General features: G+C 59.8%; 25 protein-coding genes. 11 read left to right on the plus strand and 14 right to left on the minus strand.

The features are described 5' to 3' along the window. Positions 1–12 precede the first annotated feature (12 nt). A complete protein-coding gene (locus BLW66_RS00260) occupies positions 13–669 on the plus strand; it encodes a DUF1523 family protein (protein WP_342027806.1) in 657 nt (218 codons plus the stop codon). 168 nt (positions 670–837) lie between these two features. Here the strand turns inward: BLW66_RS00260 and BLW66_RS00265 are convergent, their stop codons facing one another. Next, positions 838–3,138 (minus strand): aldehyde dehydrogenase family protein, encoded by a 2,301-nt coding sequence (locus BLW66_RS00265; RefSeq protein ID WP_089943255.1) that lies wholly within the window; start codon positions 3,136–3,138, stop codon positions 838–840. Between the two features lie 4 nt (positions 3,139–3,142). After that, positions 3,143–4,129 carry a deoxyribose-phosphate aldolase gene (gene deoC, locus BLW66_RS00270; RefSeq protein WP_244508518.1) on the minus strand — a complete coding sequence of 329 codons (987 nt, stop codon included), beginning with the start codon at positions 4,127–4,129 and terminating at the stop codon, positions 3,143–3,145. Between the two features lie 131 nt (positions 4,130–4,260). Between deoC and rpe the strand changes: the two genes are divergently transcribed. Then, positions 4,261–4,938 carry a ribulose-phosphate 3-epimerase gene (rpe, locus tag BLW66_RS00275; RefSeq protein ID WP_089943258.1) on the plus strand — a complete coding sequence of 226 codons (678 nt, stop codon included), beginning with the start codon at positions 4,261–4,263 and terminating at the stop codon, positions 4,936–4,938. On the opposite strand, the gene BLW66_RS00280 is transcribed toward rpe, so the two are convergent. Beyond that, the gene (locus BLW66_RS00280; protein WP_089943261.1) at positions 4,935–5,249 is read right to left on the minus strand and encodes a hypothetical protein; all 315 of its coding nucleotides are present in this window, start codon (positions 5,247–5,249) and stop codon (positions 4,935–4,937) included. The two genes, rpe and BLW66_RS00280, sit on opposite strands and share 4 nt — an antisense overlap. A gap of 271 nt (positions 5,250–5,520) precedes the next feature. Here BLW66_RS00280 and BLW66_RS00285 point away from each other — a divergent pair, with 271 nt between their 5' ends. From BLW66_RS00285 to BLW66_RS00295, 3 genes are all read left to right on the plus strand, one after another. Further along, positions 5,521–6,447, plus strand: a complete 927-nt coding sequence (locus BLW66_RS00285) for an ABC transporter ATP-binding protein (protein WP_089943264.1) — start codon at positions 5,521–5,523, stop codon at positions 6,445–6,447. Next, on the plus strand, positions 6,444–7,205 hold the full coding sequence (locus BLW66_RS00290) for an ABC transporter permease (protein WP_089943267.1): 762 nt from the start codon (positions 6,444–6,446) through the stop codon (positions 7,203–7,205). Before BLW66_RS00285 ends, BLW66_RS00290 begins: the two co-directional genes overlap by 4 nt. A gap of 190 nt (positions 7,206–7,395) precedes the next feature. Further along, positions 7,396–8,079, plus strand: coding sequence for a hypothetical protein (locus BLW66_RS00295; protein ID WP_089943270.1), 684 nt, complete (start codon positions 7,396–7,398; stop codon positions 8,077–8,079). On the opposite strand, the gene truA is transcribed toward BLW66_RS00295, so the two are convergent. Further along, positions 8,076–8,888, minus strand: coding sequence for a tRNA pseudouridine(38-40) synthase TruA (truA, locus tag BLW66_RS00300; RefSeq protein ID WP_089943273.1), 813 nt, complete (start codon positions 8,886–8,888; stop codon positions 8,076–8,078). The genes BLW66_RS00295 and truA overlap by 4 nt on opposite strands. A 94-nt stretch (positions 8,889–8,982) precedes the next feature. Between truA and BLW66_RS00305 the strand changes: the two genes are divergently transcribed. Continuing rightward, entirely contained in the window at positions 8,983–10,386 is a 1,404-nt protein-coding gene (locus tag BLW66_RS00305; RefSeq protein WP_089943276.1) for a YcjX family GTP-binding protein, read from the plus strand. Further along, the gene (locus BLW66_RS00310) at positions 10,383–11,366 is read left to right on the plus strand and encodes a YcjF family protein (RefSeq protein ID WP_089943280.1); all 984 of its coding nucleotides are present in this window, start codon (positions 10,383–10,385) and stop codon (positions 11,364–11,366) included. The genes BLW66_RS00305 and BLW66_RS00310 overlap by 4 nt, the downstream gene beginning before the upstream one ends. Here the strand turns inward: BLW66_RS00310 and BLW66_RS00315 are convergent. Genes BLW66_RS00315 through BLW66_RS17825 form a run of 3 tightly spaced genes read right to left on the minus strand, consistent with a single transcriptional unit; the run spans position 11,363 to position 13,179 of the window. After that, positions 11,363–12,544: an FAD-dependent oxidoreductase gene (locus BLW66_RS00315; protein ID WP_089943282.1), complete on the minus strand. Its 1,182-nt coding sequence runs from the start codon at positions 12,542–12,544 to the stop codon at positions 11,363–11,365. The genes BLW66_RS00310 and BLW66_RS00315 overlap by 4 nt on opposite strands. Before the next feature lie 54 nt (positions 12,545–12,598). Continuing rightward, the gene (locus BLW66_RS00320; RefSeq protein WP_089943285.1) at positions 12,599–13,009 is read right to left on the minus strand and encodes a group III truncated hemoglobin; all 411 of its coding nucleotides are present in this window, start codon (positions 13,007–13,009) and stop codon (positions 12,599–12,601) included. After that, positions 13,006–13,179, minus strand: a complete 174-nt coding sequence (locus BLW66_RS17825; RefSeq protein ID WP_170833348.1) for a hypothetical protein — start codon at positions 13,177–13,179, stop codon at positions 13,006–13,008. The genes BLW66_RS00320 and BLW66_RS17825 overlap by 4 nt, the downstream gene beginning before the upstream one ends. Positions 13,180–13,260: 81 nt before the next feature. Between BLW66_RS17825 and BLW66_RS00325 the strand changes: the two genes are divergently transcribed. The 3 genes from BLW66_RS00325 (at position 13,261) to BLW66_RS00335 (ending at position 17,320) form a co-directional block, all read left to right on the plus strand. Next, positions 13,261–13,719, plus strand: coding sequence for an RrF2 family transcriptional regulator (locus tag BLW66_RS00325; RefSeq protein WP_089945572.1), 459 nt, complete (start codon positions 13,261–13,263; stop codon positions 13,717–13,719). Positions 13,720–13,873: 154 nt separating this feature from the next. Next, entirely contained in the window at positions 13,874–16,852 is a 2,979-nt protein-coding gene (gene ileS / locus BLW66_RS00330; protein WP_089943288.1) for an isoleucine--tRNA ligase, read from the plus strand. 3 nt (positions 16,853–16,855) lie between these two features. After that, entirely contained in the window at positions 16,856–17,320 is a 465-nt protein-coding gene (locus tag BLW66_RS00335; protein WP_089943291.1) for a methylated-DNA--[protein]-cysteine S-methyltransferase, read from the plus strand. Here the strand turns inward: BLW66_RS00335 and BLW66_RS00340 are convergent. From BLW66_RS00340 to BLW66_RS00355, 4 genes are all read right to left on the minus strand, one after another. Continuing rightward, positions 17,317–18,012 (minus strand): CDP-alcohol phosphatidyltransferase family protein, encoded by a 696-nt coding sequence (locus BLW66_RS00340; protein WP_089943293.1) that lies wholly within the window; start codon positions 18,010–18,012, stop codon positions 17,317–17,319. The genes BLW66_RS00335 and BLW66_RS00340 overlap by 4 nt on opposite strands. Positions 18,013–18,126: 114 nt before the next feature. Next, positions 18,127–18,714, minus strand: a complete 588-nt coding sequence (locus BLW66_RS00345; RefSeq protein ID WP_089943295.1) for a cytochrome P460 family protein — start codon at positions 18,712–18,714, stop codon at positions 18,127–18,129. A 157-nt stretch (positions 18,715–18,871) separates the two neighbouring features. Next, positions 18,872–19,801, minus strand: coding sequence for a tyrosine recombinase XerC (locus BLW66_RS00350; protein WP_170833349.1), 930 nt, complete (start codon positions 19,799–19,801; stop codon positions 18,872–18,874). After that, positions 19,801–20,502 carry a DUF484 family protein gene (locus BLW66_RS00355; RefSeq protein WP_089943305.1) on the minus strand — a complete coding sequence of 234 codons (702 nt, stop codon included), beginning with the start codon at positions 20,500–20,502 and terminating at the stop codon, positions 19,801–19,803. Before BLW66_RS00355 ends, BLW66_RS00350 begins: the two co-directional genes overlap by 1 nt. Positions 20,503–20,684: 182 nt before the next feature. On the opposite strand from BLW66_RS00355, the gene BLW66_RS00360 reads away from it, so the two are divergent. Then, on the plus strand, positions 20,685–22,565 hold the full coding sequence (locus tag BLW66_RS00360; protein ID WP_089943308.1) for a PhoX family protein: 1,881 nt from the start codon (positions 20,685–20,687) through the stop codon (positions 22,563–22,565). A gap of 52 nt (positions 22,566–22,617) precedes the next feature. Here BLW66_RS00360 and BLW66_RS00365 read toward each other — a convergent pair whose 3' ends face one another. From BLW66_RS00365 to fsa, 3 genes are all read right to left on the minus strand, one after another. After that, a complete protein-coding gene (locus tag BLW66_RS00365; RefSeq protein WP_089943312.1) occupies positions 22,618–23,565 on the minus strand; it encodes a DMT family transporter in 948 nt (315 codons plus the stop codon). Positions 23,566–23,625: 60 nt separating this feature from the next. Further along, a complete protein-coding gene (locus BLW66_RS00370; protein WP_089943315.1) occupies positions 23,626–24,579 on the minus strand; it encodes a DUF808 domain-containing protein in 954 nt (317 codons plus the stop codon). Between the two features lie 74 nt (positions 24,580–24,653). Then, positions 24,654–25,307: a fructose-6-phosphate aldolase gene (gene fsa / locus BLW66_RS00375; protein WP_089943318.1), complete on the minus strand. Its 654-nt coding sequence runs from the start codon at positions 25,305–25,307 to the stop codon at positions 24,654–24,656. Positions 25,308–25,373: the final 66 nt, after the last annotated feature.

The raw sequence follows: 25,373 nt of genomic DNA on the forward strand, positions 1-25,373 counted from the left end.
GAGCCTTCCGCTATGCTGCGTTGGATCAAATATGCGATCGTTTTGGTGTTCTGGCTTCTGGTCATAGCGGTGTTTCATTACACCATGCCGCAACGTGACGTGGTGCGGGTGGTCGGCACGTTCGAGCAGCGGATCGACTATGGCGAAAACTCGTGGTTCTGGGCGTCAGGCGATTCCGGAAGCGACGTGACGGGGGCGAACAGGGATGTCTTGTTCATCCAAGCCATCCAGAAAAACGGCAAGCCCATGGTCTACCGCAACGAGGATACCGGCTGGGGTTGGCCGCCCTATTTCAAGTTCGATACCAAGAATTTGCAGACCGAAGCCACCGATCTGCAGTCTACCAAAGCTGACCCGCAGTGGGTGGTGTTGACGCATTATGGCTGGCGCAATGAATTCTACAGCATCTTCCCGAACGCCGTTGGCATCCGGCCGACGGATAACCCCGATGCGACGCTTATCCCATGGCTGAACATTATCATCCTGATCATTCTAGCTGGCCTGTGCCTTGGGCTGTTCCGCATGATGCAATGGTTCAAGCGGTCCAAAATTGACCCGATCACCGACAGTGTTGGCGAAACTTGGGACGCGGTGGATGACTACGCTGACGAGCAACGTTCCGGCTTTCGGGCATGGTTGGACACGTGGAAGGGCAAGCCACGTAAATAGGCGTGGCGTGAAGGCGGAGAAGCTGTGAAGATTTCTCCCAGTAGATTGCCCTCTGGGATGACCATAAACATGGAGGCCTGCCGCAGTGCTGCGGTCGCAAAACCTCGCCTTGTCGTCTTAACGATTTAAACAAAGCGCCCAAACACGGATGTGTCTGGGCGCTTTTTGTTACTCGCCGTATGGTACCCAGATGTTTTTCACTTCTGTCGCGGCTTCCAACATGCCCTTGGGCGCAGGCGGCACCGGCGCAATCAGGGTGCGCTTGATGTTACCGGCCGAAGCGGCCTCAATCGGCGCCGTATGTTGCTCGCCAGAGAAGCTCCAGACGGCGTCAATGTCCATGTGCGCGCCCATGTGGGATGCGACGTCATGGTGATCACCGGTTAGGATGTTGACCACACCAGCAGGCACGTCGGAGGTCTCAAGCACTTGGATGAAGTCCGTGGCGGCTAGCGGGGATGCCTCCGGCGCTGCAATGACGACGCGGTTGCCCATAGCGATTGCGGGCGCCAGAACGTCGATAAGGCCCAACAACGGCCGTGCGTCGCATAGCGCTGCTATGACGCCCACGGGTTCTTTCATCGCCAGAGCGACACCACGGATCGGGACACCGTGCACCTGACCATCGTATTTGTCCGCCCATGCGGCATAGGTGAACAGGGTCTGGATCGCGCTCTCAACCTCGTCCTTGCCCTGTTTTCCGGTCATCGCTTTGATGCGGTCGGCAAATTCTGCGCTGCGAGCGGCAAGGTTTTCGGCAAGGTAGTACAGAATTTGCGCGCGCAAGTGGCCAGTGGTTTTGCTCCAGCTTTTAGCCTTATGCGCGGCTTCGACCGCGTTGCGCAAATCCTTGCGGTTGGCCAGTGAGACCTCGCCCAAGGCGTCGCCTTTCGGGCCGTAAACCACGCGGGAATAGCCACCGTCAGGGCGGGCTTGTTTGCCGCCAATGTAGAGCTTTGCTGTGCGATCAATCGGGTCTGACAACCCGCCGGCACCCTTAAATGCGACGACAGCTTTCGCGGGTTTCGGGGCGTCTTTCGCCTTGGTGTAGCTGGTCAGGCCTTCCCAACCGCCTTCGCGGCCATAACCGCTTTCACGCACGCCGCCAAAGCCCGCTGCGGCATCCATCAGGTTCGTGGAGTTCACCCAAACAATCCCCGCAACCAATTGCGGCGCTATGTCCAGCGCAAGGTTCACGTTTTCGGTCCAGATCGTCGCCGCCAGCCCGTAACGGGTGTCGTTGGCCATCGCGACGGCCTCTACCGGCGTACGGAAAGTAGTGGAGACCAGCACCGGCCCGAAGATTTCTTCCTGCATGAGCTTAGACGATGTGGTCAATCCGGTGATGAGCGTCGGCGGGTAGTAGCAGCCGTCCGGCGCGGCGGTCTGGTAGACCTCGCCCTCGTCATTGGCCGCGACCATGTCTGCGATCATGGCGCGCTGCACAGGGTCGACGATGGCGCCCACGTCTATGCATTTGTCCAATGGGTCGCCAATTCGTAGCCCGTCCATGCGGGTTTTCAACTTGCGGTAGAAGGTGTCGGCGATGCCTTCTTGGACAAGCAGGCGCGAGCCCGCACAGCAGACCTGGCCTTGGTTGAACCAAATGGCGTCAACCAGCCCCTCCACTGCGCTGTCGATATCGGCGTCGTCGAACACGATGTAGGGGGATTTCCCGCCCAGCTCCAAGCTCAACGCCTTGCCGGACCCAGCCGTGGCCTTACGGATGATGCGGCCCACTTCTGTGGAGCCGGTGAAGGCCAGCTTGTCCACGTCTGACGCGGTGATCATTTCACCCACGGCGCCGTCGCCCGTGACGATATTCACGACGCCTTTGGGCAGGCCGACTTGCTCACAAATGTCCGCAAAGAGCAGGGCCGTCAGGGAGGTGTATTCGGCAGGTTTCAGCACCACCGTATTGCCCATGGCCAAGGCGGGGGCAATTTTCCACGCCAGCATCAGCAGCGGAAAATTCCATGGGATGATCTGTCCGCAAACGCCCAAGGCCTCGCGGTCGGGCAGCTCGGCATCCATCAACTGGGCAAAGCCCGCATGGTGGTAAAAGTGGCGTTGCGCCAACGGCACATCAATGTCACGGGACTCGCGGATCGGCTTGCCGTTATCAAGGGTCTCCAGGACAGCAAAAAGGCGGGCGTGTTTTTGCAGCGCGCGCGCCAGCGCGTATAGGTATTTGGCGCGGGTGTGGCCCGATTTTGACCAAGACTTCTGCGCTTTGCGGGCGGCGGTCACGGCCGCATCAACGTCCGCTTGGCGGGCTTGGGACAGGCCCGCCAGAACTTCGCCCGTTGCAGGGTTTTTCGAGGTGAAGTCCTGCGTCGGGGCGGTGAACTTGCCGTCGATGAAGTGGCCGAACTGGCGGGATTTTCCGTCCAGCCAAGCGAATGCCTCAGCGGTGCTTTCGGGCGCGGGGCCATAATCCATAGTCTCTAGAATGTCTTTTACGGTCATGTGCTTAGCCCATTGGGTGACGGTAGGAGGCGGAGTAGGCGCCGGTGATGTGATGCTCTAACTGGCGTTCAATATCGTTTAGAAGGGACGACGCGCCAAAGCGGAACAAGTCAGGTTGCAGCCAGCGGTTGCCCAGCTCGTCTTTCATGAGTGCCAGATAGGTGATCGCATCCTTGGCCTTCGAGATCCCGCCCGCAGGTTTGTAGCCGACGTGGAAGCCGGTTGCGTCGAAATAGTCGCGGATGGCGCGGATCATCACAAGGCTCACAGGCAGCGTTGCGTTGACACTTTCCTTACCGGTGGAGGTTTTGATGAAATCAGCGCCAGCCATCATGCACACCAGAGAGGCCCGCGCCACGTTGCGCAGACTGCCCAGCTCACCCGTGGCCAGAATAGCTTTTACGTGGGCGTCGCCGCAGGCCGCGCGAAAGGCTTTCATCTCGTCGTAAAGGGCCTGCCAGTTTTGGGTCAGGACGTGGCGGCGGGAAATAACGATGTCAATTTCTCGCGCCCCTGCTTTGACGCTCTCTTCGATCTCTGCCACGCGCAGGTGAAACGGGGACAGCCCCGCAGGAAAGCCGGTCGATACAGCGGCCACGGGAATGCCGGAGCCGTCCAATGCCGTTACGGCTGTCTCGATCATGTCGTGATAGACGCAAATCGCGCCGGTTTGCATGCCGCTGACGCCAAGCGCGTCTTGGATGTCGGCGCGGATGGGCTGGCGTGCCTTTGCACAAAGCCGTTTGACGCGCCCGACGGTGTCATCGCCGGATAGCGTTGTCAGGTCGATGCATGTCACCGCCTTGAGCAGCCAAGCCGCTTGGTAGTCTTTCTTCACGCTACGTCTGCCAGGAAGGCTGACGGCGCGGCGCTCAATCGCGGAGGTATTGGCTTGCACCCGCGCGACCCAATCAAGGTCAAGCGCCATGCCAGGATTGCGTGGCAGATGGACTTGCGGAAGTTGCGTCTTGGTCTGTGTTAAGGTGCTCACGTCGGGCGTCCTTCAGGTGTGGAAGCACGAAACGTGACAGAAGCGAGGGCCAGTTGCAAGACGCGGCCTGCCTTCCCAAGCGGTAGCGCGCGCGTTAGGAGAAGGGTGAAATTGCATCTGGGGATTCTGTCATGACCATCGACCGTTCTGTAAAAATCGCGCCGTCCATACTCGCTGCTGACTTTGCCAACTTTGGGGCCGAAATCGACGCCGTCGAGGCTCAAGGTGCCGACTGGATCCATGTGGACGTTATGGACGGGCATTTTGTGCCAAACATCAGCTTTGGCCCGACAACATGCGCGGCCATCCGCCCGCACATCAAAACCGTGATGGACGTGCATTTGATGATCGCGCCGGTTGATCCCTACATCGAAGAATTCGCCAATGCAGGGGCCGACTTCATTACCGCCCACGTCGAAGCAGGGCCGCATATCCACCGCACCTTGCAGGCGATCCGCGGTGCCGGCGCCAAAGCCGGTGTTGCGTTGAACCCCGGCACGCCTGCGTCGGCTGTGGCGCATTTGCTTAATGTCGCGGATCTGGTCTGTGTGATGACGGTGAACCCCGGCTTCGGCGGGCAAAGCTTCATTCCGCTGGAAAGCAAAGTGGCTGAATTGCGTGCCATGATCGGGGACCGCCCGATCCACTTAGAGATTGACGGCGGCGTGACACCCGCGACCGCGCCAGGGTTGGTGCAGGCTGGGGCCGACGTTCTGGTCGCAGGCTCCGCAGTGTTCAAGGGGGGCTCCGTCAGCGACCCTGCGCCATATGGCGACAACATCCGCGCCATCCGCGCGTCCTACAGCTAAAGGTTCAGGAAGAACGGGTCGTTTTCGCGCCAGTACGCCGTCAGATCACGGCCCACTGGCGTGACATATCCGCGATTTTGCAGGGCGAACAGGTCGCTGGCCAATAAGGCCGCCACGCGAAATGTGTGTTGGGCGTCGGTGCGGGGCTCCGGCGGGGAGTCAAAGACTTGCTCTATCGCGTGCGCGGCGCTCACCAGCACGAACACCATCTGCGCGCCGGTCACGTCTGGCCATTTGTCGGCCAGATTGCGGACCACCGCGCGGTAGCCATCAGGTTTATCCGACACCTGCGCTATGGCAAAGTCTATCATAGTGTCGATCTGCTGTAGGCTCACAGGGTACTTGCCCAATCGTTAAACGCGGTGCCCTCAGTACGTGAAGGCAGTGCAACTAGTTTCAATGTGACGCGTTAACTTGGTACTGCATCACGGATGACGGATAGCGCAAATCTACTCAAAAGTTTAGAGAGTTCCAGAGAGGTTCCCTCGCGCGCACACTCGGTTGCATCTCGCGCACATAAGTCGGGGTTTTCCTCGACGGGCCCGCCGCTTACAACCGCATCAAGTTTTAAACGAGGTTTTAATGTCTGCAATTGTATCGGCGAAAGACGTCACCAAGGTTTACGACAGCGGGTTCAAGGCGCTGAAAGGCGTGTCATTGGACATTGAACAGGGCGAAATTCTCGCGCTGCTGGGGCCGAACGGCGCTGGCAAAACGACGCTGATTTCGGTCATCTGCGGTATGGTGAACGCGACGTCGGGCTCCATCACGGTCGGTGGCCATGATATTGTGGACGACTTTCGCGCGGCCCGCAGCCTGATCGGGTTGGTGCCCCAAGAATTGTCGCTAGAACCGTTCGAGAAGGTGATTAACTCCGTGACGTTTTCGCGTGGGTTGTTCGGCAAGCCGCGTGACGACGCGCACATAGAACGCATTTTGCGCCAGCTCTCCTTGTGGGACAAAAAGGACGCCCGCGTTAAGGAGCTGTCCGGCGGCATGAAGCGCCGTGTTCTGATTGCTAAGGCACTTAGCCATGAGCCCCGCGTGCTGTTTCTCGACGAACCGACCGCTGGTGTGGACGTGGAATTGCGCAAAGACATGTGGGATATCGTGCGCGGCCTGCGCGCCGACGGTGTGACGATCATCCTGACGACCCACTACATTGAGGAGGCCGAGGCCATCGCCGACAGGGTCGGTGTCATCAATGACGGGAACATCTTGCTGGTCAAAGACAAGGCGGACCTGATGGCCCAAATGGGCCGCAAGGAGTTATGCATCGAATTGCAAGACCCGATCGGCGAGGTGCCAGCAGCGCTTGCCGCGTATGATCTAGTTCTGGGGGAGGACAGCTGTAGCTTGATCTATTCCTACGACACGCGAGGTGACCGCACGGGCATCACCTCGCTGCTCAGCGATGTGGCGGCGCAGGGTCTGGTGCTGAAAGACGTATCGACCTCGCAGTCTTCGCTGGAGGATATTTTCGTTGGCTTGGTGGAGGACGCGACATGAATTTGACAGCAATCAAGGCGATCTACGTGTTCGAGATGACACGCTTCTTCCGCACGCTTTTGCAAAGCTTCATCTCCCCTGTTTTGTCGACCTCCCTGTATTTCGTGGTCTTCGGCACGGCGATTGGGTCGCGTATCGAGACCATAGAAGGGGTCAGCTACGGCGCATTTATCGTACCGGGCTTAATCATGCTGTCGGTGATGACACAGAGCACCGCCAACGCAAGCTTCGGGATATATTTCCCGAAGTTTATCGGCACAATCTACGAGCTGCTGTCTGCGCCGGTGTCCTACGTTGAAATCTTGATCGGCTACGTCGGGGCTGCCGCGACAAAGGCGTTGCTGGTTGGCCTTATCATACTGGCCACGGCCTTTGCTTTCGTTGATTTGAACATAGCGCACCCATTAGCGATGGTCGCGTTCCTTGTGATGACCTGTTTCAGCTTCTCTCTATTGGGTTTCATCATCGGCATCTGGGCCAAAAATTTCGAGCAGTTACAGCTCATCCCGCTGCTCGTTATCACGCCCTTGGTGTTCCTTGGTGGCTCCTTCTATTCGATTTCCATGCTGCCACCGGCGTGGCAGACGATCACCATGTTCAATCCGGTGGTTTATCTGATCTCTGGGTTCCGCTGGGCATTCTTTGGCACGGCGGAGGTTTCAATCGGGTTAAGCCTGTTTGCGATTGCCATATTTACCGCAGTTTGCGTCGCGGTAATCGGCTGGATATTCAAGTCGGGATACCGGCTGAAAAGCTAGCAACATCAGTCACGTTTTCTGTCCGCATTTTCGTGGGCAGAAAACAGTGGGCAAACGTGATAAACGAAATTTACTTAAGAAAAGGTAAAGGTTTTGTTAATCATTTTGCCGCAAACTTTTAGGATATACTCCGCGTGAAGCATTGCGCGCTGTTTACCTTTTAGTTTCTGACGAATGATCGAGTTCCCCAATGACGATGGCCTTGCCCTTCAGCTCTGAGACCGGCGACACCCTTGCGGTGGTGCTTTCTCACGATAGTGCAGGGGATTATGTGGTTCGCTCTGTCGTTATCGAGTCCGGCAGTATCCGAAACAGCTATGTGTTTCGCGCGGGGCGGCCCGTTGGCAGCACGTTCATTCCCGATTTTGCGCGCTGTATCCACGCAATCCTCAGGCGCTGCGCACGAGCGTCGCAGCCCTTGGCCGAGCCGGAGTTCGAATTCTTTAGCCCAGGCATTGGTCTCTCGGAGCTGTACGGCACGCCAGTTGCCGACGATGATTGCCCTAACGCGGTGGAATTGCGGTTCGAGCGTTATGTCGGCGATGCCACCCAGCTTCTGCTATTGGAGCGATCCCTGGAAGTTGCCCCAGCCACGATACGCGAGCGGATCGCTGTCGAAGTTCTCCGCGACATCGTCTCGCCGATTTTTGACATGATGTCCCTGTCGGAGCCTCACATGCACGACGTCGTGCAACAACATACCGGCGCCATTCAGGCGCGGCTGGATCGGTTGGCCGCGCAGCAAGAAGAGATCAAGCTCTACACGGGTCTGCTGAAACGTTACGTGGACGGGTGCAGGCAAGATGCGGCGGCGCTGGAAACCTCATCGCCCGTTACCACTGACGCGACGCGCCACAAGGTCCATGACGTCTAGCGAGCCGACTTAGGCTTCGGTAAGATGTGCTGGGGGGCATGTCCGGTGAACGGGTCATCGTCGTAACCGACACCCGCCAGATACAGCCCACTGGCAGGGCAGACGGGGCCGCAAGCCGCACGGTCGCAAGCGTCCAACGCGTGTTTCATCTGAATGGGCTCCCAAGCGCCGCAGCCAACCCGTTCCAACGACCCCACGAAGCTGCGCACCTGATTGTGCAGGAAGCTGCGGGCGCGGATCGCAAAACGATACTCCGCCCCATATGGCACAGCAACTTCCTCAATCTCCAGCGCGTCCAGTGTTTTCACCGGCGACAGCGCCTGACATGTGGAGGAGCGGAAAGTCGTAAAATCATGCAAGCCAATCAGATGCTGCGCGGCCTCGCGCATGGGCTCGACCTCCAGCGGGTAGTTCACCTGCCAGACAAGGCCTTTGTCATGTGTCGCGGGCGCGCGGCGGTACAGGAGGCGAAACCAGTAGCGGCGCTCTTTGGCGTCAAACCGTGCGTGCCATTCGTCGTGAACTTTAGCGATTTCCAAAATGGAAATCGGGTGCGGTTTCAGATGGTAGTTCAGCGCTTCATTGAGACGGAACACTTCCCAGTCGCGCGTCAGATCCGCATGGGCAACCTGCGCCAACCCGTGCACACCAGTGTCCGTGCGCCCTGCAGCGGCGATCTTGTCAAAATCGGGCTGCAGTTTGCGCAAGGCATCCTCAATGGCCCCCTGCACGGTGGGTTGCCCATCTTGGCGTTGCCAGCCGTTGTAGGGCTGGCCGTTATATTCGATTTTAAGCGCGTAACGGGGCATGGCTGACAGCTATCCTGACTAGCGCACGGTGCCAAGACCCTACACATGCGCCGGTCCCCGCCTTATGTAAGGGGTAACAACCCGAGGGGCAGACTTGATACTTTACGATATTGTCGACGGCATTGGCCGTACCGTGGAAGGTGCTACGCAATCGGTGACGGGTGTGTTCGAGCCTACGATCCGCTTGGGCGTGACTGGATTAAGCCGCGCGGGAAAAACCGTGTTCATCACATCGCTGATTGCCAACCTGATGAATCGCGCGCGCATGGGGCAGCTTCAGGCGGCGGCGGATGGCGGCATTCAGACGGCCTATCTACATCCGCAACCCGATGACACCATCCCGCGCTTCGATTTTGAAACGCATTTGGCGGCGCTGACAGGGGCGGAGCCGCATTGGCCCGTGTCCACCCGCTCCATATCGGAGTTGCGCCTGTCGATGCGGGTGCAACCCACGGGGCTGATGGGAATGGTGTCTGGCCCGCGCACGGTACATCTTGATATCGTGGACTACCCCGGCGAATGGCTGCTGGACTTGGGCTTGATGGATAAATCCTACGCCGACTGGTCCGAGGAGGCTTTGACCCGCGCTAATGTGCGGGACGCGGGCGCTGCATTTGTCGCGTTGGCGCGGTCAACGGACGGCGGCGTGGCGCTGGACGAGCCACAGGCGAAAAGGTTCGCGGAGGCCTACACGGCCTATCTGCAAGCGATCCGCGATGCGGGGTTTTCGGACTACACACCGGGGCGTTTCTTATTGCCGGGCGACCTTGCAGGCTCGCCCGTATTGACCTTTGCGCCGATGCCTGCGCCCGAGAAGGCGCGCCGCGGGTCGCTCTACCGAGAGTTCGAGCGGCGGTTTGAGGCGTATAAATCCAAGGTCGTAAAGCCGTTCTTCCGCGATCACTTCTCGCGGATTGACCGGCAGGTGGTGTTGGTAGACGCGCTGGGCGCGATCCATTCTGGCCCGCAAGCGGTGGACGATTTGCGCACCGCGATGGCCGATATTCTGGGCGCGTTCCGGCCAGGCGCGAATGCGTGGCTGTCGCAGCTCCTGTTCGGCAAACGGGTGGAGAAAATACTGTTCGCGGCCACGAAAGCGGACCATCTGCATCACACCCAGCACGGACGTTTGACGGCAATCATGGAAGCGCTTTTGCGCGATGCGCGTGACCGCGCCGACTTCGCTGGGGCCAAAACCCAAGCGATGTCCATCGCGGCCCTTCGCGCGACAACGGAGGACCACCTCCAAGGCCTGGACGTGGTGCGCGGGCGGTTGATGAGCACCGGAAAGCAAGCCGCATTTTACCCGGGCGAGTTGCCCGCAGACCCAGCCAAGATCATCGGCGCCGCACGTGACGGCGCGAACGGCTGGCTGGACGCGGAGTACTCGGTGATGAATTTTGCCCCCGCCACACTGAACTTGGCACCGGGGGAGGGGCCGCCGCATATCCGGCTGGACCGCGCCGCTGAGTTCCTGATTGGAGACCGTTTGAGATGAGCAAACGCCCCGTATTGATTGAATTGGACGCGCCCGCTGACGTCACCCCCGCAACAGCCCCCGTCATCGCGGATGAGGTGCCTCAAGGCCGCGCGATGCAATCTGTGGCGGCCATAGCTGCGCATCGCCCGTCTCGGTTGGCCAAGTTCTTCTGGTCGGCGCTGCTGGCCTTGGTCAGCTTTGTAGCCAGTGTCGCGGCATGGGACTTCGTGAACGGTTTGCTTGAACGCAGCCCCGTGTTGGGCGCCGTCGCCGTGGGGCTGACTGGGCTTTTTGTCCTCTCCTTGCTGCTGATTGCGGGTAAGGAATGGCTGGCCATCGGCCGGTTGAAAAAGATCGACGGTTTGCGAAAAGACGCAGATGCGGCGCTGGCGGGGGGGGATCTGACTGCATCACGCGCGGTATCCACGCGGCTGATGACGCTTTATGCGCACCGCCCTGAACTGGAGGCGGGTCGCGCAGCGGTCACCGCGCGCAGTGCCGACGGCTTTGATGCGGACGCGGTGCTGGGCGTGGCAGAGATGCAATTGCTTGCCCCGCTCGATGCCTTAGCGCGTCAAGAGGTGGAGGCGGCGGCGCGACGGGTCGCCACGGTCACGGCGATCGTACCCTTGGCGCTGGCTGATCTTGTGACCGCGTTGACCTCAAACCTGCGCATGATCCGGCGCATTGCCGAAATCTATGGCGGGCGTTCAGGCACCTTGGGCAGTTGGCGCCTTACGCGGGCTGTGCTTACGCATCTGGTGGCAACTGGCGCCGTCGCGGTGGGCGACGATCTGATCGGCTCCATCGCGGGGGGCGGGGTGCTCTCAAAACTGTCGCGTCGCTTCGGGGAAGGCGTAATCAACGGCGCATTAACTGCCCGCGTCGGGGTTGCGGCGATGGATGTGTGCCGCCCGTTGCCCTATGTGACGCAAGACCGCCCGTCAGTCACGGGGCTGGTGCGCCGCGCGCTAACGGGGCTGTTCCCCGCTGGCTAATCGCGAGGTGTCAGGGACGCCATCGGCGGGATCATATTCCCGCGCACAAGACGTGTCAGCAGGTGCGGGATGGGTGGGATCTGGCTTGCCGGAAACAGGATGTGGTCACGGACAGCTGGCAAAATGCGGCTGTCCGATTGGTATTGCGGCGTGAAGGCCCACGACATCGCTTGATAAATGCGCACATGCCAGCGCCGCGCCATCGCATAGGCGGGCAGGGCGTCTTGCAGCGGATATTGGGCAATCGCACGGGCCAAGGCGGCGGCATCCAGCATCGCCATATTCGCCCCTTGTCCCAGTTGCGGAGACGCCTTGTGCGCCGCATCCCCGATAATCGCGAGGTTCTCGCCGTAAGGTTTGCGCAGCGTGCCGTGCGCATAACGCGCCATCGTCATTTGGTCGTGGTCGGTGATTTGCTCGAAAATCGGGGCTGCGTCAGGCCAAAGTTGCGCGACCTCGGCCTGCCAATCCGAAATGGGGGCCGCGTACCACGCGGCGTGCGCTCCCCGCGGCATGGACCAAAAAATAGACGCTTGTGCGACGTCCGATCCTGGTAAGGTGCCAGATGGCATGATGCCGATCATCCGGTCGGCGCGGCGATACACTTGGGTCAGTTGGTCTTTCGGGAGGCCGCAGTCCCGCCACGGAACGGTGGCCCAAATCGCACCATATGGCAGCGGTTTCGCACGCATCTGGGACAGCGGCGACGACACGCCGGAGCTGTCGATGACCAAATCGAACGGCCCCTGAGGTGCGTGGTCAGAAAAGTGCAAGTGCCGATCCCTGAAGCCAATCAGCCGATGGGATGCGGTTATGGTAACACCCGCGCCAAGCGCCGCCTGAAATATGGCGTCAAATAGCGATGCACGGTGAATGGCCAGCCCCACGTGTGTGCCCGCAGGGTCGTGGTCATAGGTCACGTCCAATACGCGGCGGCCAGAGTTGGCCTCGTGCCCCAGCATACGCCGGATCGCGTTGCCCTTCGCGCGCGCGGCGTCACCCGCGCCGATCTCATCTAGCACGGCTTGCCCGACGGGCTGGATCACCAGACCGGAGCCAACAGGACGCGGTCGGTCGAACTGGTCAAAGATGGTGACGGAATGCCCTTGCTGGGCCAAAAGGGTCGCGGCGGTCAGGCCGCCAATGCCTGCACCGGCAATCGCAATCGTATAACTCATAAGGCCCTGCTTACGCGGTTAAACGGCTAGCGTCATGGCCTAAAAGTGTCGCGGCTAAAGCGTTGGCGGCGCGTGTTCGGGCGTGCGCAGGTCTTCGACGCCCATCCGCAAGCCGCGCGCAATACGGTGCGCAAGGGCGGAGAACGCACGCGCGGTGTCTGGCGGCAGCTCCGCCATCAGCGTCTTGTCGAACAGCCCCAGCCAATGCGGGAAGTGTTCCGCTTGCACGTTGCGCGCGGCCATGTGCTTTTGCATGGGGTTCCCGTCATAAATCCGCTCGTACAAAATGGCGTTGCGCCAAAAACTAGCGATCTTCGCTTCATGGGCGGGCCAGACGTCGCGCGGCACATGGGCAGCAAACACTGGCGCCAGAACCGGATCACGGCGAACGGCGGCATAGAATTTATTGACCACCCGTTCAATTTGTGCGGCGGTGATGTCAAACCTTGGTGGCATGGCCGTCATAGAATAATCCACAAGACGGGCAATAAGACACACAGATAGACCAACATGTTAAACATGGAACGGATGAGCCCCATGTCATCCGCAGGCGGGATGCCCAACAGGTTGCAGATCTTGGTGCCGGGCCAAAGCAGGAATTCAGTGACTTTTTCTGCGGTGGTTGCGGTGGTCATCGGGATGCCTCTTATAATGGGTATTTCGGATGCGGAATATCTAGCGCTTTTAATTGCGCATTTCAAATGCTAATATTTGGTATGCAACTGGATAAATTCACGGACTACGGGCTGCGGGCCTTGATTTACCTTCGGCTGTGCGGCGCTCGTCGGGCGTCCGTCGCAGAAATCGCGGCTAAATTCCACCTTTCCGAACATCATCTGTCGAAGGTCGCCACGGCATTGGCAGCGGACGGATTTGTGGTGTCCTCGCGCGGACGGGCGGGCGGCTTGAGCTTGGCCAAACCCGCAAGAGACATCAGCATAGGTGCGGTCGTGCGCCGCTTAACGCGCAACGTTGCGGTGGCGGAATGCTTCGCGCAGAACGGGGCCTGCGCAATATCGCCCGCCTGCGGGTTGCGCGGCCCGTTGGCCGAGGCGCAGGAGGCGTTCTTCAAGGTGCTGGATGGCTACAATCTGGCTGATGTCAGCGGGCAGGGTGCGGCACTGTCGAAACTGCTGGGCGTTGATGATCCAAGTGCACTGGACGAAACCGTCTAGCCAAGGCTATAAGCCCCACATGACATACAACATCGTCATTATTCGAATTATATCCCCGGCGCTCTGATCAAGATGAGACGCCGGGCAAAGGTGTTTGAGCTGCTCGCACCGACCCCACTCCGATTTTCAAATCCGAAGACAAAGGACGCCAGACATGTGCGCCGACACCCCTGAGACTGTTTCCTACAAAGACACGCTGAACCTACCTAAAACCGACTTCCCGATGCGCGCAGGCCTGCCCAAGCGCGAGCCCGGCTGGCTGGAGCGTTGGGCCAAGATCGGCGTCTACGACCAGCTGCGCGAAAAGGCGAAAAGCCAGCCGCGCAAACCCTTCACGTTGCACGACGGTCCGCCCTACGCCAACGGCCACCTGCACATCGGCCACGCCTTGAACAAGACGATCAAGGACATGATCGTGCGCTCGCACCAGATGATGGGGTTTGACGCACGCTACATCCCCGGTTGGGATTGCCACGGTCTGCCGATCGAATGGAAGATCGAGGAAAAGTACCGCTCCAAAGGCAAAGACAAAGACGCCGTCGATGTTGTCGAATTCCGTCAGGAATGCCGCGAGTTTGCCGCAGGGTGGGTCGACATCCAGCGCGAGGAGTTCAAACGTCTTGGCATCACCGGCAACTGGGATGACCCGTACCTCACGATGAACTTCCATGCCGAGCGCGTAATCGCGGAGGAATTTCAAAAGTTCCTGATGAACGGCACCCTCTATCAAGGCTCCAAGCCTGTGATGTGGTCGCCGGTAGAAAAGACCGCTTTGGCAGAAGCGGAGGTGGAGTACCACGACCACAAGTCTGATATGATCTGGGTGAAGTTCCCCGTGGTCGGCGTTGCTGGCACGGAAGCCTTGGTCGCTGAAATCACTGGCGGTGATGACAACAAAACCTCCGCCGCTGCGCAGGAAATCGGCGCAGATTTTGCCAACACCAATGTGGTGATCTGGACCACGACGCCGTGGACCATCCCGCAAAACCGCGCGGTCTGTTTCGGCCCGAAGATCAGCTACGGCCTGTATAAGGTCACCGACGCCGCAGAGGACAACTGGGCGAAAGTCGGTGAGAAGTATCTGGTCGCGGACGCATTGGCCGAGGGCATATTTGCACAGGCCCGCGTTGAGGGCTTTGAGCGCTTGCGCGATGCATCCCCCGCCGTGCTGGAGGCCCTGACCCTGAAGCACCCGCTGCGCGGTGTGCCGAACGGACAAGGCGAATGGGACTACGACGTCCCAATGCTCCCCGGCGATCACGTGACGGAAGAGGCCGGTACAGGTTTCGTTCACACAGCACCTAGCCACGGCGACGACGACTACCAGATCGGCGTAAAGTTCGGCCTTCCAATGACATATAACGTCATGGAAGACGGCTCTTACCGCGCCGACTTGCCGCTGTTTGGTGGTAAACGCATCCTGAAGCCGAACGGCAAAGAAGGCGACGCGAATAAGGCCGTGATAGAGGTGTTGGCATCGGGCAATCTGCTGATGGCGCGCGGGCGCCTGACGCACAGCTACCCGCACTCTTGGCGCTCCAAGGCGCCAGTGATCTACCGCAACACGCCGCAATGGTTCGCGGCCATCGACAAAGAGGTCGGCGACGGTCAGGACACGCACGGCAAAACCATCCGTGAACGCGCGTTGACCGAGATCGATAACGTGAAATGGACCCCGCGATCAGGCCGCAACCGCCTGCACTCCATGATGGAGGCACGCCCCGACTGGGTGTTGTCGCGTCAACGTGCATGGGGCGTGCCGCTAACCTGCTTTACCAAGGTGGGCGCGTTGCCGGACGCAGATGATTTCTTGTTGCGAAACGAAGAGGTCAACGCCCGCGTGCTGGAGGCCTTCGAGGCCGAAGGCGCGGATGCATGGTACAAAGAGGGCGCGAAGGAACGCTTCTTGTCCGGCATCGTGAACCCAGACGATTACACCCAAGTGATGGACATTCTCGATGTGTGGTTCGACTCCGGTTGTACACACGCCTTCACCCTGCGCGACCGCGAAGATGGCTCCGAAGACGGCATCGCGGACGTCTACATGGAAGGCACCGACCAACACCGCGGCTGGTTCCACTCCTCGTTGCTGCAATCCGTCGGTACCACAGGCCACGCGCCTTACCGCAACGTGGTCACACACGGGTTCACGCTGGATGAGAAGGGCATGAAGATGTCCAAATCCATCGGCAACACCATCGTGCCGGAAAAAATCGTGCAACAATACGGCGCAGACATCTTGCGTCTTTGGGTGGCTCAAACCGACTTCACGCAAGACCAGCGTATCGGCGATGAAATCCTCAAAGGTGTGGCTGACAGCTACCGTCGCCTGCGCAACACCATGCGTTTCATGTTAGGCTCTTTGAACGACTTCTCTGAGGCTGACCGCATGGATCCGGCGGATATGCCGGAGCTGGAGCGTTGGGTTCTGCACCGCCTGTCCGAGTTGGACGAGGTTGTGCGCGACGGCTACGCAAAGTTCGACTTCCAAGGCGTGTTCCAAGCGATCTTCACCTTCGCGACGGTGGATTTGTCCGCGTTCTACTTTGATATCCGCAAGGATGCGCTGTACTGCGACGGCGATACCGCGCGACGCCGCGCGGCACGCACGGTTCTGGACATTCTGTTCCACCGCCTGACATCGTGGCTGGCCCCGATCCTGGTGTTCACCTGCGAGGAAATCTGGCTGGAACGCTTCCCGGGCGATGCATCTTCGATCCACCTGACAGACATCCCCGAGACGCCGGCCGACTGGCGCGACGCCGAACTGGCTGCCAAATGGGCTACCGTGCGCAAGGTGCGCCGCGTGGTCACTGGCGCGCTGGAGGTCGAGCGCACGGCGAAGGTCATCGGCTCCTCTCTGGAGGCAGCACCAGCGGTCTACGTCGGGGCAGATGTCGCGGATGTGTTGAAGACGGTGAACTTTGACGACATGTGCATCACGTCCGGCATCAACGTATCGACAGACGCCGCCCCCGAAGGCGCGTTCACGCTGGATGACGCCGAAGGCGTCGCTGTCGTGTTCGGCAAGGCGGACGGCGACAAATGTCAGCGCTGTTGGAAAATCCTGCCTGACGTCGGCACGCACACCCATGAGGGTGTCTGCCAGCGTTGCGACACGGCGCTGGATTAAACAATGACCGACGGGGCGCGAGCACGGCTTGATAGCCCCGTCGGACCGCTCACTTTGGTAGAGCAAGACGGCGCGGTCGTGGCGCTGGAGTGGAATGCCACCGGTGATGTCGTGCGCACGGGCATGTTGGGCGATGCGGTGGCGCAAATGAGCGACTATTTCGCCGGCAATAGACAAGCGTTTGACGTGCCGCTTCAGCCGCGGGGCTCAGCTTTTCAGCAAAAATTCTACGCGGCTCTTCGCGCCATACCCTACGGCGAAACCCGCACCTACGGCGATTTGGCGACCGAGTTAGGCGTCTCTGCGCAAGCGATCGGGCAGGCCTGTGGCGCGAACCCCATCGCGATCCTGATCCCATGCCACCGTGTCTTGGGCGCGGCGGGCCTTGGTGGGTTCTCCGGCGCGGGCGGGGTGGAGGCCAAGGTTGAACTGCTTAAGTTGGAAGGCGCGGCGTCACTGCTGATCTAGCCGTCCTTGCCGTAAACGGCCTGTTGCGCGACGCCTGCAAACAACAGGTAAATCGACGTCACGATCAAGCCCCAGTGCGCCCAGCTTTGCGGGTCAAAGTTGACCCACGCCGCCCAGCCAGCAAAGAACGTCCACGCCAGCGCCATCGGCAAAGTCACCGTCCGCCAGCGCTCTGTGCGCACAGGGTGGACGAATTTGAAGGGCACGAACATGGCAATCGCCAAGACCGTAACCAGCACCAGAATGATCCAGAAATTCGGCTGAAGGGCAAACACCACGACGGCCACCATGTTCCAGCAACCGGGAAAGCCCGAAAACGAATTGTCCTTGGTTTTCATCCGCGTATCCGCGAAATAAAGCGCCGAGGCAAAGGTGATGACGATAATCACGAACCAACCCGTCCACCCCTCGAACAGGCCCGACTGGAACAGGGCAAAGGCGGGAATGAACACATAGGTCAGGTAGTCGATGATCAGGTCCAGCAGCACCCCGTCGAATTGCGGGGCGTGTTGCTTCACGTCATATTTGCGCGCCAAGGGGCCATCAATGCCGTCCACGCCAAAGGCGACGACAAGCCACACGAACATCAGCGCCCATTCGCCGTCGACCGCCGCGAGCATGGCCAACATGGCAAAAACGGCGCCGGTGGCGGTTAAAAGATGAACGGCGAGGGCTTTGATCTGAGATGTCATAGCCCCTCATGGCCCGAATGGACTTAAGTTGTAAAGTCCAACGGACAAACTCCTCCGATAAGAAAAGGCGCGCCGGATTGCGGCGCGCCTTGGAGAGTTGCTGTCAGGTTGCGCCTAGTTGCCGATGCGCACCTCCTCCAGCGGGTAGGCCAGCATGTCTTGGTCGGGGTAATTCACGTGGCAATCGTGGCAGAAGCTTTGTTTGATTTTCATCACCTTGCCATTGGGCTGAAGGCCCGCATAAAGCCAGTCGTCTGTCTCAGGGATCGCGCCGTCCTCCATCTTGGTCATGATGAACAGCGGCCCAACACGCGCCTGCTTTTTCTTCTTCGAGATGGTGATCGACTCTTTCGCAAGCACCGATCTGGCAGGCATTTTCACGCCTTCTTCCGCAAACTTCAGGTACTGCTCCGCCGCGACGTCGTTGGCGAAGGTTTGCAGCAGGCGGTTGCCGTGCGGCCCCGCGACGGCAGGGCGGGTGGAGGTGACGGTCCAAGACCGGTAGTTCGCGCCAATCTCGTCGCCTTCCTTGGCGTAGCCCTCGGCCATGGCATCCTTCAGGCAGTTGTAGATGTCCTCAATCTGCGCGGCCTCCAGATCAAACGGGTCGTCTACGTCAACGGGGCAGTCAGCGGCGTTTGCCGCACCCGCCATGAGTGCGGTGGCGGCTGTCGCTGCGGCGATGAAGGCGCGAATGGTCATATGTGTCTCTCTCCCTATAAATATCCCTGACAAGTTGTCGCAGGCAAGACGCCGCCGCGCCAATACAAGTTTGCACACGTTGACGTGAGAAAGGCGACAATATCGGGTTTACGAGACAAAGATTAACGATCACCCACCAAAGGCACGCACAAGACTACTAGCCGTGCTTCAGACCCTTGGGGTGGGCGTTGTTATACACCTCCATCAACCGCACGGTGTCGACTGCGGTGTAGGCTTGGGTGGTCGAGAGGGAAGCGTGCCCCAAAAGCTCTTGAATTGCGCGTAGGTCGCCGCCCGCTTCCAGTAGGTGGGTGGCGAAAGAGTGGCGCATCGCATGCGGGGTTGCGGTCGCGGGCAGGCCAAGCTGCATGCGGGCATTTTCCATCGCCTTGGCAATCAGGCGCGGGCTTAACGCGCCGCCACGCGCACCGCGAAACAGCGGATCGTCCGGCAACATAGGGAAGGGTTGGGCTGCAAGGTAGCGGTCCACGGCCACGCGCGCAGGGCCGATCACCGGCACGATGCGCTCCTTGCCGCCCTTACCGGTGATGCGGATCACATCCGGCAGGGGCGCGTCAGAGAATTTCAAACCCAAAGCCTCGGAGATGCGCAAACCGCAGCCATAGAGCAATGTCAGGACGGCGGCGTCCCGCACCGCAACCCAGTCCTTGCTGGCTTGCAACTCCACGGTGTCGATCATGGCGCGCGCGGCGTCCTCGGCCAAGGGGCGCGGCAGTTTCTTTTGAAACTTAGGGGAGCGTGTTGCCAGAACGGCCGTCGGCTCAAAGCCCTCGCGTTCGGCCAGCCAGCGGTAGAAGCTTTTGACCGACGACAACTCCCGCGCGAGGGAGCGTGCGGCCACGCCGCGTTTACGCTCATGCGCCATCCACGCCCGCATGTCGGTGGGCTTCACCCGCGCCAACGGCGCAAGGCCGGTGCTGTCGCCGAAATGCACTGTGATGAAATTCAGAAACCCCAACACGTCGCTGCGGTAGGCTTCGATGGTGTTTTCCGCCACCCCGTCAAGCGATTTGCGGTGGGTCAGCCATCCCTCCAGCGCGTCGCGGCAGGCGGGGGAGATCAGCATCAGGCCAGCCAGCGCTTGATTGCCCGCTCGAACGTCGCGCCAAAGAACGCCAACAGATCGGTGCCTTGGCTCGGCCGGAACTGGTGCGGGTCTTCCGATCCCATAACCAGCAACGCTGGCAAGCGGCCTTCGCCCAGATCAAGGCGCAGCAGTGCTTCAGATTTGATGTAGGACGCGTTGTCGCCGTAAACGTCGGAGGACGCGGGCGACACTTGGCGCAAGCTGACAGGGCGCACGGGGATATCGCGACCGGCGGTGATGTAGTGGTCAACAACGCCTGGTTCCACGATGGACAATACGTCCTCGAACCCGATGGACGGGCTGGCGTGTTCCTTGGATTCCAAGATCAGCCGCAGTCGTGACACCCGCAGGGATTCCAGCAAATCCCCCGATAGCGTGGCAAGAAAGCCAGGGAAATCGGTTGGCTCCAGCACTTTCAGAACGGCGTTGTGAATAAGGTTGGTGCCCGCAAGGTTTTCATAGGCCGCCGCAATGACGGAGCGGTGTGTGTCCTCAAGCCGGTCAAGGCGGCTTTCCAGACGGTCCATCGCGATTCCGCGCAAATCAACGATATTGCCCCCAAGGGAGCGCTCGTTCGCGTCGATCAAAGCCCGCATAAGGTCTTGATCCTCAAGAATAACTTCTGGGTCTGTCAGAATCTTGTCGCGCAGCGCGTCCAGCACTTTGGCCTGCTCAATCATGCTCGTTGCCTTTGTTTAGGGCGTTGTTTTGCAAGACTATAGCCCAAGGCTTTTCCTTTTTCCACGTAGAGATTGCCCCTTGGGGCCTGTGTCACAAATCTGAATCACCCCTGTCATCTTGCCGATATGCCCGCCGCCTAGGGTCTGCGCAGAATCAACGAGCCACTTTGAGGGAAGCCGCCATGAACGATATTGATACATCCGACCTGTCTTGGGATGACTGGGACGAGTTGCAGCGCCCCGCTGCTGAAGAAACCGATTTTGACGCGGTCGTCGAAGGCGCCTTGTCACGCCGTGGCTTTCTGGCGGGTGTGCTGGCCTTCGGATCTGGCGCAGCCGTCATGGGCACCGCGTCTTTGATGGGCTCTACCGCGCAGGCTGCGACATCGCGCATCGCGTTCAAACCGCTGGCCGCGCAAACCGATTTCACCATCCACGTGCCTGAGGGCTACAGCTGGAAGCCCGTTGCCAAATGGGGCCAGCCGCTGTTCTCCGGTGTAGACGATCTGGACCACGCCACCGGCGGCGCGTTGGAGACCTCCGACAAGGTGTTCGGCGAAAACACCGACGGGATGGAAGCTTTCACTGTGGGCAACCACCAGTTGATTGCCGTCAACCACGAGTACGTGAACCCGAAGATCAACCTGCCGAACAATGAGGGCGGCGTGCCGACCTCTGCCGACGACGTGCGCAAACTGCAAAACCTGCAAGGCGTGACGGTGATGGAAGTGGCAGAGGGTGAAAACGGCTGGGATATCGTCAAAGACAGCCCGTTCACGCGCCGCATCCACCAGAACACACCGATGAAAATCGCAGGCCCCGCCGCAGGTCACAACCTGCTGAAAACCGACGCCGATCCGGCTGGGGTGGAGGTGCTTGGCACCATGAACAACTGTGGCGCGGGAAAAACGCCGTGGGGTACTTACCTGACCTGTGAAGAAAACTTTAACGGCTACTTCGGCTCCACCGACGCCAATCTGGAGCTGCCCGAAGACTTTGGCCGCTATGGCATCGGCCATGAGGGCCGCTACGCCTACGAGAAATTTGACGCGCGTTTCGATCTGGCCACAACCCCGAACGAGCCTTACCGCTTCGGCTACATCGTGGAAATCGACCCCGCGAACCCAGATGCCATGCCCGTGAAACGCACGGCACTTGGCCGCTTCAAACACGAGAACGCGGCCTGCGTTCTGGCCCCCGATGGGCGCGTAGTGGTCTATCTGGGCGATGACGAGCGCGGCGAGTTCTTGTATAAATTCGTCTCCGATGGTGTCTACACGCCGGGCGGTGATACCTCGACGCTGCTGGATGAAGGCCAGCTTTACGCCGCCAAATTCAACGAGGACGGCAACGGTGAATGGGTCGCCCTGACACCCGAAGCCACCGGTATGAGCCAGCCGCAGATTTGCATCCTGACCCGCGTGGCCGCGTCCAAAGTTGGCGCGACGACGATGGACCGTCCGGAGTGGGTCGCCGTTAACCCCGTCGCGGTGGAGGCATATTGCGCCCTGACCAACAACAAGAACCGCGGTCTGAAAACCAATGCCGGCGGCGATGAGACCCCGGTGGGCGGCCCCAACCCGCGTGAGGCCAACAAATACGGCCAGATCGTGCGGTGGTTCCCCGCGGGTGACGATCACGCCAGCGACAGCTTCACATGGGATCTCTATGTGATGGCGGGGAACCCGACTGTGGGCGAGGGGCTTTATAAAGGCTCCGAGAACATCAACGCGGGCAACCTCTTCAACTCCCCCGACGGGATGATGTTCGACAGCACTGGCTTGCTGTGGATCCAGACCGATGGCGACGACGACAACGAGGGAGAGTTTGAAGGCATGGGCAACAACCAGATGCTTGCGGGCGATCCTGTCACGGGCCAGATCGAGCGGTTCCTAACGGGTCCAAACGGCTCAGAGGTCACGGGGCTGACGTGGTCGGCTGACAAGCGCACGATGTTCGTGGGCATCCAGCATCCCTCCGCGCCATTCCCTGACGGTGAGGGCAAACTGGCCCGCTCCACCGTGGTTGCGGTGAAACGCGACGACAACGCCATTATCGGTTAAAGTTATTTCCAATGACCAAACACAGGGTCGCGCCTTCGGGCGCGGCCCTTTTTTAGCCTTCGCGCTTGGGGCGCTGCGGCTTGGACAATTGATGTTCGCGCCACACCGTATAAAGCCCCGAGGCCAAAATCAGCGCGATCCCGCTCCACGCGATGGCGTCGGGCCATTCGTCAAAGATCAACATCCCCAAGATGATCGACAGCGGCAGGGCAAGATACTCGAACGGCGCAACCAACGCGGCCTCTCCGGTGCGGTATGCTAGGGAAATGAAGTACCCGCCGACAGAGGCAAACAACCCCAGCACCGCAATATAGGGCAGGTCGCCGACATCTGGCCAAACCCAAGGGCGGAACAGAAATTCCAGCGACGCGTTGCCGGAACTGGCAAACTTGCCGTCCCCCATCAAAAGGCCCAACACGCAGGTGGCGATGATAAACATCAGCTGGATGTAGAACACCATCGACACGGTCGTCTCGGTGTTGCGCAGGTAGCGCGTCATGATGTGCAGCCCCGCGTAGCCAAAGGCGGCGGCAATCGGCAGCAGTGACGCCAGTTGGAAGGACGCGGTTCCGGGGCGCAAGACCACCGCGACGCCGATCATGCCAATGGCAACAGCACCCCAGCGGCGCGGGCCCACGGTTTCCCCAAGGAAAATCACCGAGAAAATAGTGATGATGAATGGAGAGACGAAAAACAACGCAACCGCATCCGCAAGGGGCAGCGCGGCAAGCCCCAGAAAGAAGGTCATATTGGCAAAGAACACCAAACCCGCCCGCGCCATCTGCGCGCCCAGACGTTTGGTTTTTAAGGCGGGCAACCCGCCTTGGAACGGTGCCATGAACAGCAGCACCACCGTCATACCTAGGATGGACCGGATCAGCACGATCTGGTGCAGCGCGTAGTCGCCGGATAGAAACTTCATGGTGACGTCGTTCAGGGAGAACAGCGTCACCGCGATCATTGCAAACAGTGGGCCAAGCGTGGTGGGAGAAAGCTTCATTCCCGTGACGCTAGGGGAGGGTGCGTGTTTGGTCCAGCGGCAAAGCGTGCGCGCGCGGTTTTAGCCGCGCAGCTTACGCCACGCGGGGACGAGTAGCTTGGTCGCAACGGGAACAAGGACCAGCCCCAGTGCAAGGCCGAACACGCCGTCCATAGCGGCTTTGGTGATCCATTGGACCGCCCCTTTGGCGGTGTTGACGGCATCGGCGGCGGCGTAGGAAATGTCGTGGATAACGTGCTCCGGCCAGCCGAAGCCAAGACTCTCAAGCCCGTGGATTACGATGGACCCGCCAACCCACAGCATCGCAGCCGTGCCGACCACCATCAGCCCCTGCAAAAAGCCCGGCATCGCTTTGACAATCCCGCGCCCCAGCGCGCGGGTCGGGGCCAAGCGGCCGCTTTCGGCCATTGTCATCCCGATGTCATCCGCTTTGACGATCACCGCGACGGAGCCGTAGACCAGTACCGTGATGCCAATCGCCACCACAAAGAGGGTCGCGGCCTCCATCGCCAGACTGCTTTCAGGGATGGCGGCCAACGCGATGGTCATGATTTCGGCGGACAGGATAAAGTCGGTCTTGATCGCGCCTGCGGCTTTTTCTTCCTCTAGGTGCATCGGGTCTTGAACCATGTCGGCCGGTTGGTCGGCGTCATGGGTTTCGTGGGTGAACAGGTGCACGATTTTTTCCGCGCCCTCAAAGCACAGGTAGCCGCCGCCCAACATCAACAGCGGCGTGATCGTCCACGGGGCCAAATTTGAGAGCAGCAGCCCAACGGGCAGAAGGTAAAGCAGCTTGTTCTTGATGGAGCCTTTGGCGATGCGCCAGACCAGTGGCAATTCGCGCGATGCTTCAAAGCCGTGCAGATACTTCGGCGTTACGGCGGCGTCGTCGATCAACGCGCCTGCGGCTTTGGCGCCCGCCTTGGCGGCTTGCCCCATCACGTCATCCACTGAGGCGGCTGCAATTTTAGCGATGCCTGCAACGTCATCAAGTAAGGCAAGTAGTCCGCTCATGGGGAAGCTCCGATAAAAATGGCCGCGCGCTCTGGGTGAACACGCGGCCTTTTAGCATAGGTTAAAGGCGTCGTTTAGACGATTTTAATGTTTGCCTTGGCGACGTCTTTCATGAAGCCTTCCAAGCCCTTTTCGGTCAGCACGTGGTCTGCCATTTTCTTGATGACGGCAGGTGGTGCCGTCGCCACGTCCGCGCCGATTGCCGCGCAATCGGACATGTGGTTGGCGGAGCGGATGGAGGCCGCAAGGATTTGCGTCTCGTAGCCGTAATTGTCGTACATGTTGCGGATGTCTGCGATCAGCTCCATGCCATCAAGGTTCAAATCGTCCAGACGGCCAATGAACGGCGAGATGAACGTCGCGCCGACTTTTGCGGCCAGCAACGCTTGGTTGGCCGAAAAGCACAGCGTCACGTTGACCATATGGCCTTCGTTGGTCAGCACGTTACAGGCTTTCAAGCCGTCCCATGTCAACGGAACTTTCACGGCAATGTTGTCCGCGATTTTCGCCAGCTTACGGCCCTCAGCAATCATGTCGTCAGCGCTCAGGGCAACAACTTCAGCAGAGACCGGACCATCGACGATCGAGCAGATTTCTTTGGTGACTTCCAGAATGTCACGGCCGGATTTTGCGATCAGCGACGGGTTGGTTGTGACCCCGTCCACGATGCCCAAAGCGTTGAGTTCTTTGATGTCGTTAATTTCAGCTGTGTCTACGAAGAATTTCATGGGGTATGCCTTTCGGTGGGCGGTTGGTCTGGTTAAGTGTGGCTTTACCTCAATTGCGTAGGTGAG

The organism is Litoreibacter albidus (genome assembly GCF_900107015.1).
GTDB classification, from domain to species: Bacteria; Pseudomonadota; Alphaproteobacteria; order Rhodobacterales; family Rhodobacteraceae; genus Litoreibacter; species Litoreibacter albidus.